Here is a 14,870-nt window from a genome sequence, read left to right as displayed (position 1 = left end):
TTTATGATTATTTGACTTCCGGCCGGATAATCCTTCTTTTTTGTGCAAAGGCTTTCATGCCGGATCGATCAATAAACCCTGTCGATGACGTCCTCGAAATCGGGCTCCTCCATATGCACGTCTTCGATGACGCCCCATTCGCTTGCGATGCGCAGCACTTCCATGGCCGTCATTTCCTTGCGGTTGCACGCGACGGTAATGCGCCTGTCTTCGGCTGCGACAATTTCGAATGCCCTGCCGCTTCCCGACGCATTCTCCGGCAGCCGCACCTCGTCCCGATAGGCAATCTTCATCAACGTCGGCAGGCCGATCCGGTCGCGCAGCAGGTCTAGCGAACCGTCGTAGATGACGGCGCCGTGGTTGATGACAATGACGCGGCGGCACAGTTGCTCGATATCGTCCATATCGTGCGTCGTCAGCAGAATCGTGGTCCCCTGCTCCTGATTCAGCCGGCGCAAATAATCGCGAATCTGCTTCTTCGCATGCACGTCGAGCCCGATCGTCGGCTCGTCGAGGAACAGCACCTGCGGCTCGTGCAGCAGAGCGGCCGCAAGATCGGCGCGCATGCGCTGGCCAAGCGACAGCTTGCGCGCCGGCGCGGCGAGAAATTCGCCGAGCTGCAGCATCCCGGTCAAATTGTGCAGCTGCCGCGCATAACGGGCGCGGTCCAGCTTGTACAGCGCCGCCAGGATGTCGAACGAGTCGCGCACCGGCAAGTCCCACCACAGCTGCGACCGCTGCCCGAACACAACGCCGAGCCGGCGGACGACTCGGGTGCGGTACAGCTGCGGACTCAGCCCGCCGACTTCGACGGAGCCGGACGTCGGGTGGAGGATGCCGCACAGCATTTTGATCGTCGTCGATTTGCCGGCGCCGTTCGGCCCGATGTAGGCGACGAACTCGCCTTCGGCGATGTCGAACGACACGTCCCTGACCGCCTCCACTTCCTTGTACTCGCGCGAGAACAGCGTCCGCAAGCCTGACATTTTGCCTGCTTTGGCCGCGGAGAGGCGGAATGTTTTGCGCAACGCGCGCGCCGCAATCATCGTCATCGCGATCCCCCTCCTTCAAAGGCCGCCAGCCAGTTGTCCCGGTCCGCGCGGTAAAGCACGTGCTCCCGCAACGGGTGGCCGGGCTCCACCTTCGGATGATCGAACAAACCGACCCGCTGCAGACCGATTTTGTTCATCACATTTTGCGATGGGAGGTTGACGGTTGCCGTAAAGCTGTGCACTTCCGAAAAGCCAAGCTGCCCAAAGCCGTGCCGCAAGCACGCTTTGGCCCCTTCCGTGGCGTACCCTTGCCCCCATGCCGCTTGCTGCAGCCGCCATCCGATTTCGATGCACGGGGCAAACTCCGCTTCGAACGTCACGCGCCGGAAGCCGATAAACCCGATCCAGGCGCCGCTCTCTTTTTCCTCCACCGCATATCGCCCATAACCGCATTCGTGATGCTCCGCCCGAATCGATAGATAGAACGCCGTCGTTTCTTCCGTCGACAACGGTTTCAGCATGAACCTCATCACTTCCTCATCCGCATTCATCCGGCAAAATGGCGCCAGATCCGCTTCCTTCCAGTCGCGCAGGCGAAGCCGCGCCGTTTCGATGTGAATCATGCCGCTCCTCCTTTACGTTCCTGTGCTTTGATAATGCGCGATGCCGAACCGCCAAAACTTGAGCGCCCCCGCAAGCAGCACCCCTGCTACCGCCAAAGTGGCCAGCAAAACCCAGACGCCGGCTTCGTGGCGGATAACATACAGCGACGGCACGTAAGCGGCGAAGCCGGTCGGCACCACCGTCAGCAGGCCGATGCGCAGCCAGCCGGGGTAAATCGTCAGCGGCAGCCGGCTTGCCGTCGATGCGGCGTCGTCGGTCATGCGCTGCAAATCGTCGATGCGATGTGTCCAGAAGCCGACGGTCGCCGTCGCTAGCCCGATAGCGAACAAAATGGTCGTGCCGCTGACCACAACGACCGCCGTAAGCGGGATCGCGATCCACGTCACCTGCTCCGCCGCGATCATATGGCCGATGCAAATCGCAATCGTTGCGCCGCCCAACACCAACTCGCCGAGCATCGGACGGAACTGCCGCGTCGTCAGGACGAGCAGCACCGGTACCGGCCGAAGCAGCAATTGGTCGAGGTTGCCCTCGACGAGGTATTTTTCGAAATAATTCACTTCGCCCGCCAGCATCCGGTAAAACGCCCGAACGAACATCATGATCGCAAACAAATAGCCGACCTGGTACACATCCCAGCCTTTGATCCCGCCGAAGCGGGCGACGACGATGCCAATCGTGGCGAATTCGATGCCGAACATGAACACAACCATCACGCTGGAAAAGATGAAGTTGAACTTGTATTGCATTTGCCCGCGCAAACTGGCCCGCGCCAGCTGTACATAAAGACGAAGCATGTTCACCCTCCCTGCACCTCCAGTTTGCGCCGCATGACATGCGTAAAAGCAAAGCAAGCGCCGGTCAGCAGCGCGCACCAGAACAGCGGTCGCCACAGCACGAGCGGCGAGTCCATTTCCAGGTACAGGCGGGTGGGCAAATATTGCAGGCAGGAATAAGGCGTGTAGACGGCCATGACGCGCAGCCAGCCCGGCAGCCATTCGACCGGGATGAGGAAACCTCCCAGCAGTATGTTGAGGGAATGGTGGACGTAGCCGAGAAACCGCGACTCCGTCGTCCAGAGCGCCGTAACGCCGATCAAATAAGCGATGGCGACTGACAGGTAGGCGGTGCAGGCCAGCGCCAGCATTGTGTACAGCCATGTCGCCGGCCGTTCCGGAGTGCGAATGTGAAGCAGGACCAGGTAAACCAGGTAGATGGGGATCGAGGTGTAGACGAACTGATACGCCATCTGCCCCCATTCCCGGCTGGTCAAATAGCGGTACAGGTGCATCGGCTTCAGCAGCTCGAGCGAGATTTGGCCCGTGCGCACGAGTTCGTCCATGCCGAGGCCGTTCGTCGGAAACATCAGCCAGATGCAGGCCTGATTAAAGGCGATGTAGCTGATCATGCCCTGCATGCCGTATTCGCCGAGCGCCTCCGGCTTGCCGACGCCGGTCCACACCGACACATAGATGAAGCCGAACACGATGCTGGCGAGCGTGCGCATCACATGCGCCTTGCGGTACAACAAATTGCGGGCATACGACTTGCGTGCGACCGTAATCGAAACCATATCCACCTCCGGTTTACATTGTGGCCCTTCGAAGCAACAGAAAAAATATAGCGAAAATCGCAAAAAAACACTAGACTGTTTCTTTGCCGTGTGTTATTCTATTATTATAAGAAACGAAGCACCACCAACTCCTGCTTGGAGTTGCATATTGAATATTTTTTGAAACTTAACTCGATGCGAGGTTTATTTGTATCGTTTTTTTCGTTTATGGGTGTGGTTTTTCTTTGGCTCCGTTTGTTCTGCTGCACCCGCCTCGGTTTCGTTACCTTGCCGCTGCCTTGCCACGCTTCCCTTCCATCGTCCGTGCCCTCGTTGCGCCATCTATTCGCTATGCCGCCTTATCCTCCGTCACCATTCGTTTACTCGTCCGTGCCCCTGATACCGCTCGCCGCTCGCCGCTCGTCGCTCCCTCCCTTCCTTCGTCAGCCTTTTCCGGCCGGTCCACTTGAACAGAACAGCCTCTCCGAAATTCTCACCGTCATGGAACACAGCCGCTCCACATCTCACTCCCCGTTTGCCGCGACGCCAGTGCTACATGAGCGCGCCCATCACCGCTCCAACAATACCTTCCCTCTCCAACTTCACACTATGCCAGTTAACCCCCTATGCAGGACAAACACGTTACTCTCTTTTGTTTTCCGGCCTGTTGTCGAAGCGAAAAACGGCTCTCTTTGGCAGGCTAATTGGACGTGTTTCAAAATAAGCCATGTTTGATTGGCTATTTCGCCCGAAACGGGCCATCGCAACAAAATAGCCAGTGAAATCGCTGGCTATTTCGCTGAAATGGTCGATTCTGCGGTGAAATGGACAAAATAACCAGTGTTTTCACTGGCTATTTTCGACGAGCGTTGCCGAAAAGGGCAAATAGGCCATTTTTTATGGGCTATTTTGGGAGGCGGCACGTTTCGAATCGTTTCCCGCTCAACAAACGGGCTTGCCCGGCACCTGCAGCCTCCCGGCGGGATGCCGGCGAAGCGACAGGCGATCTATCCGTGACTCGTGCCGGCAAAAATGGTATAATATTGAGCGAAAATGACGCTTTGGAAGGATGACCTCCCATGAATCCATTGGCCAAACAGGCGAACGACACGCTGGAACGCGAAAACAAGCACATTCTCGACATGCTTTCGAACTTGGGCAAACAAATTTACTTTCCGAAGGAAGGCATTCTGAGCCAATCCGCGGAAGCCAAAACGAAAGCCAAAACATACAACGCCACCATCGGCATCGCCATCGAAAACGGCCAGCCGATGCACCTGAAAGTGATTCAGGACACCTTGTCCGCCTATGCGCCCAAAGATATTTACGAATACGCGCCGCCGGCCGGCAAACCCGAGCTCCGCGCCGCATGGCGCAACAAGATCGTCGCCGAAACGCCGTCGCTCGCCGGCAAGAAGTTCGGCAACCCGGTCGTCACGAACGCGCTGACGCACGGCCTCAGCATCGTGGCGGACCTGTTCGCAGGCGAAGGCGATGCCGTCATCTACCCGGACAAAAACTGGGAAAACTACGAATTGACCTTCGGCATCCGCCGCGGCGCCGTTACCGTCAATTTCCCGCTGTACAACGAGTCCGGCACGTTCAACGCAACGGGCCTTCGCGACGCCATCCTGGCGCAGAAGGACAAGGGCAAAGCGATCGTCGTGCTGAACTTCCCGAACAACCCGACCGGTTACACGCCCGGAGCGGAAGAGGGCAAACAAATCGTCGCCGCCATCAAGGAAGGCGCCGAAGCCGGCATCAACATCGTTGCCGTCACGGACGACGCGTACTACGGCTTGTTCTTCGAGGACTCGCTGCACGAGTCGCTGTTCGGCGCGCTGGCCGACGTGCATCCGCGCGTGCTGGCCGTGAAGGTTGACGGAGCAACCAAGGAAGAGTACGTGTGGGGCTTCCGCGTCGGCTTCATCACCTACGCGGCGAGCAACGACGCCATTCTGGCCGCGCTGGAGCAGAAGACGATGGGCATTATCCGCGCCACCATTTCAAGCGGACCGCACCCGTCGCAGACGTTCGTGCTGAAGGCGCTGCAATCGCCGGAATTCGAAGCGCAGAAGAAAGAGAAGTACGACATCATGAAAGGCCGCGCCAACCGCGTCAAGTCGTTGCTCGACAGCGGCAAGTTCGACGGCGTCTGGGAGTACTATCCGTTCAACTCCGGTTATTTCATGTGTCTGAAGCTGCTGACCGTAAATGCCGAAACGCTGCGCGTCCACCTGCTCGACAAGTACGGCGTCGGCACGATTGCGCTCGGCGAAACCGATTTGCGCGTCGCTTTCTCCTGCATCGAAGAGAAGGATATCGAAGACTTGTTCCAAACGATCCACAGCGGCGTCAAGGACGTCGAAAAAGCAGTCGTCGGCTAGTGCTGCAAGCCGCACGATCATTAAAAAGGCCGTCTCCCGCGAGACGGCCTTTTGCCTTTTGCCGCGCTCGCAAGCCGCGCCCGGTTACAACGCGATAAGCCGCTTCTCATACCGGAAGCAGCGAATCGGCGGCACGTATTCCTGCATCGTGTAGTCGCACCGGTCATAGAACCGCTGCGCGCCTTCGTTCTGATGATCGACGTACAACTGCACCGTCCGGCAATGTCTGGAGCGCCCGAACAGCTCCGCTCTCGCCAGCAGCTTTTTGCCGAGTCCATGCCCCTGCTTGCTCCGATCCAGCGCCACCATGTCGACCCAGAGCACACGCTCTCGAACAAACAGCGAGATGAACCCGCTCGCCGCGCGGCCCGGCTCCGCCGAAACGAACACGACCGCATTTCGAAGCCGTTTGGCCATTTCCTTGCGGGTCACCGTCAGATCCGGAAACGACTCGCGCGCATAAGGCAGCAGTTCCTTGCGAATGATGCGGGTGATGGATGCGTCGTCCTTACGGGGGATGCGCAATCGAATCATAGGCCGCCTCCCTTCTCGCACCGGCATTGACGTCTGCGGACGCGTTTGCCATATCGTATTCGCGCCGCGGCGGAAACGAATGGTTATCCGCACATTTGCCAAGGAGATAGCGTTCGAATCCAATCGTTTGGACGAAAGTCGCATAGGATAAACATGCAACCGGATCGAAACTGGCGGGAGGAGGTGGATGTACATCATGCAAACCATCCAGCGGAAAGACGTCTTGCCGCTCGTCGGCAAAACGATTTATGCAATCAAAAAAGACGGCTCGCGCATTTCCGGCAAGCTTGTGCGCATCAGCGGCAGCAAGCTGATCCTGGAACAAGCGAAAGGAAAAGTCCGCACGAAAGCGATTATTCCTCTCGTGCTGTTCGATTTGCTTGCGATCGGTACGAGGCCTTTCGGGTTCGGAGGTTTTGACGGCTTTGGTTTTGGCGGTCCCGGCTTCGGTTTTGGCGGTCCCGGCTTCGGCTTTGGCGGATTTCCCGGCAACAACGCATTCTTCTTCTAAACACGCCCGCCGCCGCGCAAAAAGGCTACCCGGCGATCGGGTAGCCTCCTCGTGCCGCTGCTTGCGCACCGCTTACTTCACGCCGGTGTAAATGCGCACCGCATCCCGCAGGAACACGGCAATGCCCGGCTGGTCCTTGTCGTAGTAGGCGGTGAAGCGTTCGTCGTCGACGTACATTTGCGCAAGACCGGCATGCGCTTCCTTGCTGTAGCTGTCCCAGTAGTAACACAGCCATTGCCGGTGCAGGTCGGCGGCCTTCTGGGCCAGCTCGCCGGCCGGATCGCCCGTCGCAAACGCGGTCGCCAGCGCCGCATGCACATCCTGCGCCAATTGCTCGACTTCGGCATATTGCTTTTCGGACATGCCTTTGATTTTGGCGTTCGCTTTGTCGACCTGCTCGTCGCCGTATCTGGCCCGCGCCTCCCGGCCGTATTGCCGCTCGTTGTCGTCGATCAGCTTCTGCTTGAAGCCTTCGAACTTCATCTTGTCGCTCATTGTTGCTCTCCCTTCCCGCTGTGCCAGCGTCATATCGACATTGGCGATCAGCGCGTCCAATTGGTCCCGGCGCGCCAGCAGCTTCGCGCGATGCTGCCGCAGCGCCAGGTCCGCGTCGTAATCGGGCGAGGCCAGCAGCTCGCCGATTTCCTCCAGGCTGACGCCCAGCTCGCGGTAAAACATGATTTGCTGCAGCCGGTCCACCTCTCGCGAACCGTAAATGCGGTAGCCCGACGAGCTGACCCTCGCCGGCGAGAGCAGCCCGATGCTGTCGTAATACCGCAGCGTCCGGGTGCTGACGCCTGCCAGGAGGGCCAGCTTCTGCACGGTATATTCCATGTTCATTCCTCCCCGGATGCATGGGCGAGCAGTTCGCCGCCAGGTTGGACGCATACCCGAGCAGTCAGCGGAGCTGACGACCAGGGCGAACGACCAGCCTTGGCCTTTTCATCGTACACGTTGACGCAGCGTCAAGGTCAATACCCAAATCTTAAAAAAAAGCCTCCGCAAAGGAGGCGATAGATACATTTCGCTGTCAGCCGCCCGACAGATTGCGGCGGAATTCGCTCGGCGACAGGCCAACATATTTTTTGAACGTGGTCGTGAACGTGGTCGAGTTCAAATACCCGATCTTTTCTCCGATTTCGGCAACGGACAGCTCCGGATTTTTCAGCAGCTCTTTCGCATGGGACAACCGCACTTTATTGACGTAATCGACAAAGTTGACGCCGAACGTTTTTTTGAAATAATTCGAAAAATATTTCGCGCTTGTCTCCATCTGCTCCGCCATATGGTCCAAATGCAAATGATCCATGTAGTGAAGATCGATATACCGGGCCACGGAAGCCGCGTCCAGTTTGCTTCTGACTTCGCGCCGAACGTTGTCCGCTATCGCCCGCATCGCCTGCAGCAGCGCCTCGCGAATGTCCTCGTGTCCGAATGCGTCCTCCGTTCGCCGCGCAAACGCCGCCTCCAGCGCAAGATTCCCCTTCGGTTCGCCAGCCTCAAGCAATTGCAGCATGTCGTAGAACATCGTTTTGGCAACAGACAGCAATTGGTGATAGTGAATGCCGCGTTCTGCATTATGGGCGAAAATGTCGTCGATCAACCGTTCGCATTCATGCAAGTTGCCGCCCGCGAGATAACGGGGCAGCTTCTCCGCCTCGTCGAGCGGAAAATAGACGCGCCACACCGGGCGGATCGCCGGCACGTCGATGACGGTTTCCTTCGCCCCGATGTTGCGACGGGCAAAGCCTTCCGTGACGTCGCGATACGACTTGCCAAGATGCTCGATCTTGGCCGGATACGTCCGGCTGACCGCCGCAAGCACGGCAAAACCGCTCCACACGTCCTTCTCCGCCAGCTTGACGAAGCAACGCAGCCGCTTGAGCGTTTGCTCCCGCTCCGCCGGCGAGCCGACGCCAATCGCTGCGAGAAACAGATTTTCCCCGGCCTGAAACGCCGCCGCGCTGCTGTCCGTCGCGAGCAGGCCGCTGCGGATCGCCGCAAGCGTCCGGCCAGGTTCGATCGGCTGCTCCAGCTCGCCGCTCCCTCCCGTCTTGAGCTGAAACGCGGCCATCACAAAATAAGGCTGTTGCACCTGTTCGGCGATCATCCGCCGCAGCCGCTGCTCCCCTTCCCGCGACAACGCGCTGTTCGTCAGCGCACCTACGAACGCGTTCCGCGCCAGATCCGCGTCGGCCTCGTCCAGGCGGGCCTGAAACGCCTCGTTTTCCTCCTTCAGTCTGACGATCCCCGCGCCGATCGCGCGAAAATCGATTTCCCGCGGGTCGCGCCCGCCCATCAGCTTGAAAAGAATCCGTATCGGCTTATACAAGTAAAGGCTGAGCACGCCCGATAACAGAACGGCAAAGGCGATCGCAATCATAATAATCCGCTGATTGGCCTTCGTTACCGGGTTCAGGTCGGCGAACCGATACGGCACTTTGTTGATATACGTGAAATAGTCGGTTTCGTAGATCGTGTACTCGTAGCCGGTTTTTTTGACCGTCGATTCCTGTCCCGGCTTGTCGCTCAGCTCGCTCAGCACATCCACGAGATTCAGCGATTCCTCCGTACCGAGAATGACATTGCGCTCCTTGTCGAGGATCACGAGCGAGGTTCCCTGCATCATCGCTTTCTGATTGACGTGCTCCAGCAGCTTGCTCACATCGAGAAACACCAGGACGTTCGGATTGTAGAGCTGATTGCCGCTCGACACGACCAGCAGCTTGCGCGGATTCTGGTTGACCGCTCCCGAATCGCTGCTCCATTGGCTATACCAGCCCGCGGGAAACACTTTGGACGCATGCATGCTGTTCCCGTAAGTAGTCCAAAACTCATAGTTGTACAGCGGATTGCTGAAGTTCAGCCGGAACAGTTCCTTCAGATGGATCGTTCCGGCTGTGGTAACGGCAAGATCGGAGTAATTGTTGAAGACGACAACCTCTTCGATATAATCGATTCGCGGCACGATTTCGCCAAGCGAACGTTTCATCAAATAAATTTCCGCCATGTCGTCCGCCCCGGAATTCGCGCCGCTTGCATTCCAGGTCGAATACGGCAGCTTCTGGATCGTTTCGGTCATGTCGCGGATGTTGACGAAGCTCTCTTCGAAGATACGGACGATATTGCGGACGACCAATCGGTTGTTTTCGCTCACCTGGTCGTAGATGCCGGAGATGGAGCGTTTATAAACCATATAATTGGAAACGAACATGATCGCCACAATCAGCAGAAGCGCCGTAAAAATTTTGAGGAAGCCCCTGTTTGCCATCCATCTCATCGCTGTCATCCGTGCTTCCCCCCTATGGAAACAACGGGAAGCCTCCCGCGTCCAACCTAAGTTTCGACAAAGGGGGGCGTTATCCCTTTTCGGATCCGAGCATAATGCCCTGGGCAAAATATTTTTGCGCGAACGGATAAATCAGCAGCACCGGCACCATCGAGATGAAAATCGTTGCATTCTTCAGCGCTTGCGGCGCAATCAACGCCTGCTCGATCGCCCCCGCCTGCTTGTTCGTATCGAAGAGCAGCATGTCGCGAAGCACAACCTGCAGCGGATAAAGCTTGACATCGTTGAAATAAATCATCGGGAGGAAGAAGCTGTTCCAGTGGCCCATGAAAAAGAAAAGGCCGATAGACGCAAGCGCCGGCTTGGACAGCGGGATGACGATATGGAAAAGCACACGGTATTCGGATGCCCCGTCCATGACCGCAGATTCGCGCAGGGCAGGCGACATGTTTTCGTAGAAGCTTTTCATGATGAGCAGTTCGACCGTCCAGATCGCATTCGGCAGCACGATCGCCCAGATCGAATCGATCAGGTTCAGCTTCTGCACAATGAGGAACGTCGGGATGATGCCGCCGTTCAGAAACATCGTCAGCACGATCGCCACCATAAAAAACTTTCTTCCAACCATGCCCGGGCGCGACAACGGGTAGGCCGCCACCGCCGTCATCAGCAGGTTAATGAACGTCCCCGTCGAGGTATACTTGATCGTGTTCCAGTAGGCGCGCGGAATTTTCGGGCTCTCGAGGATTTGCTTATACGCGTCGAGATTAAAGCCCCTCGGCCATAAAACCACTTTATTCTGCACAATATAAGCCGTATCGCTGAACGATACCGCAACGATGTACAACACCGGATAAAGCGTGACGACGGCGACCAGGCTCAGCACGACGGCAAGAACGACATCGAAGAAGGAGAAACGTTTGTCCCATCCGCCCCTTGTTACGCCTTTTGTTACCATAGCCCTCTTCCTCCCGCTCTCTTGCTGACCGCATTGGAAATGAGCAGCATGACGAGCGCGATGAGCGCCTCGAACAAGCCGACCGCCGCCGCGTAACTGTAATTCGTCTCCAGCAGCCCTTTTCGGTACACATAGGTCGAAAAGACGTCCGCCACTTCATAGGTCATCGGGTTGTACAACAGCAGCACCTTCTCGTAGCCGATCCGAAACACCGAACCGCTTTTGATAATAAATAAAATTAAAATCGTTGGCATGATGCTCGGCACCGTAATGTACCGCATCATATGCCAGCGTTTCGCGCCGTCCACCTTGGCCGCTTCGTACAAGGTCGGATCGATTCCGGCGATCGCCGCCAAATAAATAATCGCTTCATAGCCCATATGCTGCCAAATTTCCGAAGAAATAAACACCGTGCGGAACCATTCCGGCGACGCCATAAAATAAATGCTGTTCAATCCCAGCGCCTTGAGCGCAGTATTGATCAGGCCGTGCGTCGGCGACAGGAAATCGGTCACCATGCTGCATACGATCACAACCGACAGAAAAGCCGGCAAATAGCTGAACGTTTGCACCGCCTTCCTGAACTTGACATTGCGCACTTCATTCAACAAAACGGCGAAAATGATCGGGAACGGGAACGCCCAGAGGAGCGTAAACAAGCCGAGCAGGAAGGTGTTTTTGAACAGCAGCCAAAAATCAGGACTGTCGAAGAACCGGCGAAAATGTTCCAGGCCGACCCACTTGCTGCCAAGGATGCCCTCGTACACGTTGTAGTCCTTGAATGCGATAATAAGTCCGTAAATCGGGCCGTACCGGAACAAGGCGTAGAATGCTAAACATGGCAGAAGCAATATCAGCAATTGCCGGTCTCGTCTTATATGGTTCCATAGGGAAGAAAGCCCGGAACGAGGTTTGCCGGGGGGCCGCAGCGGGCCGGGGCCGATCTCCGAATGTGTGGTTGGCATAAGTTGTCCCTCCGCGTGTCGCAACAGAGAAGGAAGGGCACCCGAATCCGCTTCACCCGGGTGCCGCCGATCTCAAGCGGTGACGCGTATCCTGTTATTTGGCTTCCCTGTTATTTGGCTTCGTTGAACCGTTTTTGCGCCGAATTGTAGGCGTCGACGTACCTCGCGGCACCCAGCTTCTGGGCCGATTGTTTCCATTCTTCCCATTGCGCGTCGCCAAATTCTTTCTTCATGATATATTTCGTGGAAAACTCGTTGGCCGCCTTGACCATTTGCGCGCGAAGCTCGGCGATCGTTTTCGTTTCTTCGTCGGAAAATTTGAGCACCGGGTCAAGCGCTTCGAACTTCTTCGCCTTGTTGATCTTGTCCTGCGCTTCCTGTTCTTTCTCCGTAAAATTGTAGTAGACGCTGCGGTGATCCGGACGAAGATACATCCCCTGCACCCACATGCCGTACTTTTGCTCCAGCGTTTTGATGTCGACGTTCGGCGCATCCTTCAGCTCCGGATAAACCGGTTTGCCGTTTACGAGGTTATACGTTTCGCCCTCGATCCCCATTGTGATCAACTCGCTGCCGGACGGGCTGGTCAAATAATCGAGCAGTTTCAGCGCAATGTCTTTTTTGTCGTTGTTTGCGACCGCGATGCCGAAATTGTCCACCTTCGGAAGCGAACGGATGTTGCCAGTCGGTCCTACCGGATTGCCGTAGCGCAGATTGTAGGCCGGATTTTGCGATTTGACCTGGTTTGCGAACTGATCCAGCCGTCCGATCCAGTCGAACGTCACGAACGATTTGTCCGTCGTCATTTTTGCCGTCCAGGAAGCGTCGGTATCCGTAATAAATTCCGGGTCGAGCAGCCCTTCGTTGTACAGCTTCTTCATGAAATCGAGCATCGCTTTATATTCAGGCTGTGTATACTGGAGCTTCCACGTTTTGTCCTTCTCGTCGTAGTATGCCGGGAAGCCGGCGCTGCCGATCCCCCAGCCGTACGCCCAGTCAACGAGAATGTTCTCCTTTGTTTTGGACGCATACGGGAACGATTGCGGGTACGCTTCCTTCAGCTTCTTCAGCGCATTGTAGAACTCGTCATTATTCGTCCATTCCTTGATGCTCAGCTTGTCGAAAATGTCCTTGCGGTACAGGAAGCCGTGGTTGACATCGCGCTGCAAGCCGTAAATCGGCCAGGAATAAATATTGCTTTTATCATCCGAGAACGATTTCATCACCCAGTTGTTATCCGCATTGTCGACGTAAAGCTTCTTGAAGTTGGGCAAATCGTTCAAATGTTTGTTGATCGGCTCAAGCGCCCCTTGCAGGCCCATCTTGTTGACTTCGCTCAGCGACAACCCGTGGAAAATATCGGGCAGTTTGCCGGAAGCGACGACAATTTTCAATTTATCGTTAAACGTTTGGGCTGAATACGCTTGCACGTCGAGCTTGACACCGGTACGTTTTTCGATTTCCTTGACCACCATGGAATCGTTAAGGTTCGTATTGTCGGCAACGACCATAATGGACAACGTTGTCGGCTTGTCGACGATCGGCAGCTTCAGTCCTCCCGTATCGCCCAGCTTCGCGTTCGGCGCAGCCGATGGAGCCGCGGATGCGGCGGTCGATGCCGCCGGGGACGACGAAGCGGTCGATCCCGCATTTCCTTTCGTTCCGCTTCCGCCGCCGCAGCCGGCGACGAAGGACGCTACCAACGCGACCGCGGAAAGTACCGCTACCTGTTTTTTCTTGTTTGGCACTTCTTGTTTCCTCCCTTTGATAGATTCCCGAAATGAGGTGCCGGTTATTCCTTTTGGTGATTGACCTGGTGCCTGACCGGTACAGTCCCCATTGTAAAAACGCTTTCATCGTCTGTAAACGAAGCGTTTTCATTTGGCTTGGCTTTTTCGCAGCAAAATGGTGGATATTGCGAAGAACCCTTATGTCGCAAGGGTTTCGCCTTGTAGAAAATGCTAAGCCGGTAGAGAATAGTAAGTTTTTTGCCCGGGAGGAGAGCAAAGAGCAACCGGCGAAATCGGCTCCCGCTGCGCCCGGGGGGTGGTATTCCGATCGCTTCTTGTTTTCCGGATTCTTTGAACAATTACGCCAAGGAGGAATCCGGAAAACAAAGGCGAACGCTATCGCTTCTCCATACCACCCCCCGCTCTCCGCTCCCGCCCAATCGCCTCTATTTGAAACACCGCAAAGCTGGCACGTTGCAAAAACGCGGCATTCTCCCCTAACGCCAACTAACAAATTCGCTTTTTGTGCCGCTCCGAACAAGCATCCTGCCAAAATAGGCCCTATTTGTCAAAAAAAAGAGACCCCGCCGCAAGGCGAAATCTCCTCTTCTCCTGCTTACAACGGCAACAGTTTGAGCTCTCCGCGCTCAGCGAGTCCGTCCATCATCGCGGTCCACGATTCCGGCTTGTTCGGCAAAATCGCATAGTACCACGATAAGAAACGATGAACGAGCGAAGCCGGCAGATCGGCCTGCTCGGGGTCCTCGCTCAGGAAACACAAGTCGAGCCCGCTTACCGCTTCGCCGTCGTTGTTCCACGACGGATGCACGTAAGCGAAATCGAGCCGGCGGTAACCGAGATGCGCCAGCACTTCGCGGCGAACGAACGGGTTCATCGCTTTGACGCCGCCGAACTCATGGTCGCCCGACACGTAAGGGTTGTATATCTCCGCGAACATGCCAAGCAGCTTGCCTTTCTCTGCCGCCACCCAGCGCAGCAAATCCTCGCGCCGGCGCCGCGCCAGGAACGGTCCGACGCCAAGCTGCTCGCGGCCGATGATCGTAAAGTCGGTCATCGCCACCTGCAAGTCCGGCACGTAGCGGTATTCGGTGGCGCCAACGACTTCGCCTTCGCGGACGGCGACATACACGCGCAAACCTTCGTCCGCCAGCGGCTCCGCCCACAAGTCGAACGCCAGCACCTCCTCGCCGGGAAAAATCGTTTGCATCATCCGATGCATTTGTGCAAACAGCGGGTCGTCAATCGTTTGAATGCGTATGTAATCCATTATTTCGTATTCTCCTTCGAACATGTTTGTAAGGGATTCT

Annotated in this window: 13 protein-coding genes; 2 read left to right on the top strand and 11 right to left on the bottom strand. The window is 56.5% G+C overall.

Going from position 1 to position 14,870, the window contains the following annotated elements; genetic code table 11:
- Positions 1–68 precede the first annotated feature (68 nt).
- From EXY20_RS20170 to EXY20_RS20155, 4 genes are read right to left on the bottom strand one after another with little or no spacing between them, the layout of a single operon-like run.
- A complete protein-coding gene (locus EXY20_RS20170; RefSeq protein ID WP_135553931.1) occupies positions 69–1,046 on the bottom strand; it encodes an ABC transporter ATP-binding protein in 978 nt (325 codons plus the stop codon).
- 2 nt (positions 1,047–1,048) lie between these two features.
- A complete protein-coding gene (locus tag EXY20_RS20165) occupies positions 1,049–1,615 on the bottom strand; it encodes a GNAT family N-acetyltransferase (protein WP_135553899.1) in 567 nt (188 codons plus the stop codon).
- Between the two features lie 12 nt (positions 1,616–1,627).
- Positions 1,628–2,413, bottom strand: a complete 786-nt coding sequence (locus tag EXY20_RS20160) for an ABC transporter permease (RefSeq protein WP_135553898.1) — start codon at positions 2,411–2,413, stop codon at positions 1,628–1,630.
- 2 nt (positions 2,414–2,415) lie between these two features.
- On the bottom strand, positions 2,416–3,189 hold the full coding sequence (locus EXY20_RS20155) for an ABC transporter permease (protein WP_135553897.1): 774 nt from the start codon (positions 3,187–3,189) through the stop codon (positions 2,416–2,418).
- Positions 3,190–4,247: 1,058 nt separating this feature from the next.
- Here EXY20_RS20155 and EXY20_RS20150 point away from each other — a divergent pair.
- Positions 4,248–5,555, top strand: coding sequence for an aminotransferase class I/II-fold pyridoxal phosphate-dependent enzyme (locus EXY20_RS20150; protein WP_135553896.1), 1,308 nt, complete (start codon positions 4,248–4,250; stop codon positions 5,553–5,555).
- Between the two features lie 84 nt (positions 5,556–5,639).
- Here the strand turns inward: EXY20_RS20150 and EXY20_RS20145 are convergent, their stop codons facing one another.
- Positions 5,640–6,089 (bottom strand): GNAT family N-acetyltransferase, encoded by a 450-nt coding sequence (locus EXY20_RS20145; protein ID WP_167859384.1) that lies wholly within the window; start codon positions 6,087–6,089, stop codon positions 5,640–5,642.
- Positions 6,090–6,282: 193 nt separating this feature from the next.
- Here EXY20_RS20145 and EXY20_RS20140 point away from each other — a divergent pair, with 193 nt between their 5' ends.
- A complete protein-coding gene (locus EXY20_RS20140) occupies positions 6,283–6,600 on the top strand; it encodes a hypothetical protein (RefSeq protein ID WP_235886113.1) in 318 nt (105 codons plus the stop codon).
- 72 nt (positions 6,601–6,672) lie between these two features.
- Here the strand turns inward: EXY20_RS20140 and EXY20_RS20135 are convergent, their stop codons facing one another.
- The 6 genes from EXY20_RS20135 to EXY20_RS20110 all read right to left on the bottom strand — a co-directional run bounded on the left by EXY20_RS20135 (position 6,673) and on the right by EXY20_RS20110 (position 14,830).
- Positions 6,673–7,434: a MerR family transcriptional regulator gene (locus tag EXY20_RS20135; protein ID WP_135553894.1), complete on the bottom strand. Its 762-nt coding sequence runs from the start codon at positions 7,432–7,434 to the stop codon at positions 6,673–6,675.
- A gap of 196 nt (positions 7,435–7,630) precedes the next feature.
- Entirely contained in the window at positions 7,631–9,889 is a 2,259-nt protein-coding gene (locus EXY20_RS20130; RefSeq protein WP_135553893.1) for a helix-turn-helix domain-containing protein, read from the bottom strand.
- A gap of 70 nt (positions 9,890–9,959) precedes the next feature.
- Positions 9,960–10,847: a carbohydrate ABC transporter permease gene (locus tag EXY20_RS20125; protein WP_135553892.1), complete on the bottom strand. Its 888-nt coding sequence runs from the start codon at positions 10,845–10,847 to the stop codon at positions 9,960–9,962.
- On the bottom strand, positions 10,841–11,812 hold the full coding sequence (locus tag EXY20_RS20120; RefSeq protein WP_207671304.1) for an ABC transporter permease: 972 nt from the start codon (positions 11,810–11,812) through the stop codon (positions 10,841–10,843). Before EXY20_RS20120 ends, EXY20_RS20125 begins: the two co-directional genes overlap by 7 nt.
- 110 nt (positions 11,813–11,922) lie before the next feature.
- The gene (locus EXY20_RS20115) at positions 11,923–13,560 is read right to left on the bottom strand and encodes a type 2 periplasmic-binding domain-containing protein (protein ID WP_235886108.1); all 1,638 of its coding nucleotides are present in this window, start codon (positions 13,558–13,560) and stop codon (positions 11,923–11,925) included.
- A 598-nt stretch (positions 13,561–14,158) separates the two neighbouring features.
- Positions 14,159–14,830 carry a GNAT family N-acetyltransferase gene (locus tag EXY20_RS20110; protein WP_135553890.1) on the bottom strand — a complete coding sequence of 224 codons (672 nt, stop codon included), beginning with the start codon at positions 14,828–14,830 and terminating at the stop codon, positions 14,159–14,161.
- Positions 14,831–14,870: the final 40 nt, after the last annotated feature.

Source organism: Paenibacillus cymbidii (assembly GCF_004764705.1).
In the GTDB taxonomy this organism is placed as follows: domain Bacteria; phylum Bacillota; class Bacilli; order Paenibacillales; family NBRC-103111; genus Paenibacillus_AN; species Paenibacillus_AN cymbidii.
The sequence above is the reverse complement of the archived record's forward strand: the minus strand, read 5'-3'. Positions and strand labels throughout refer to the sequence as shown.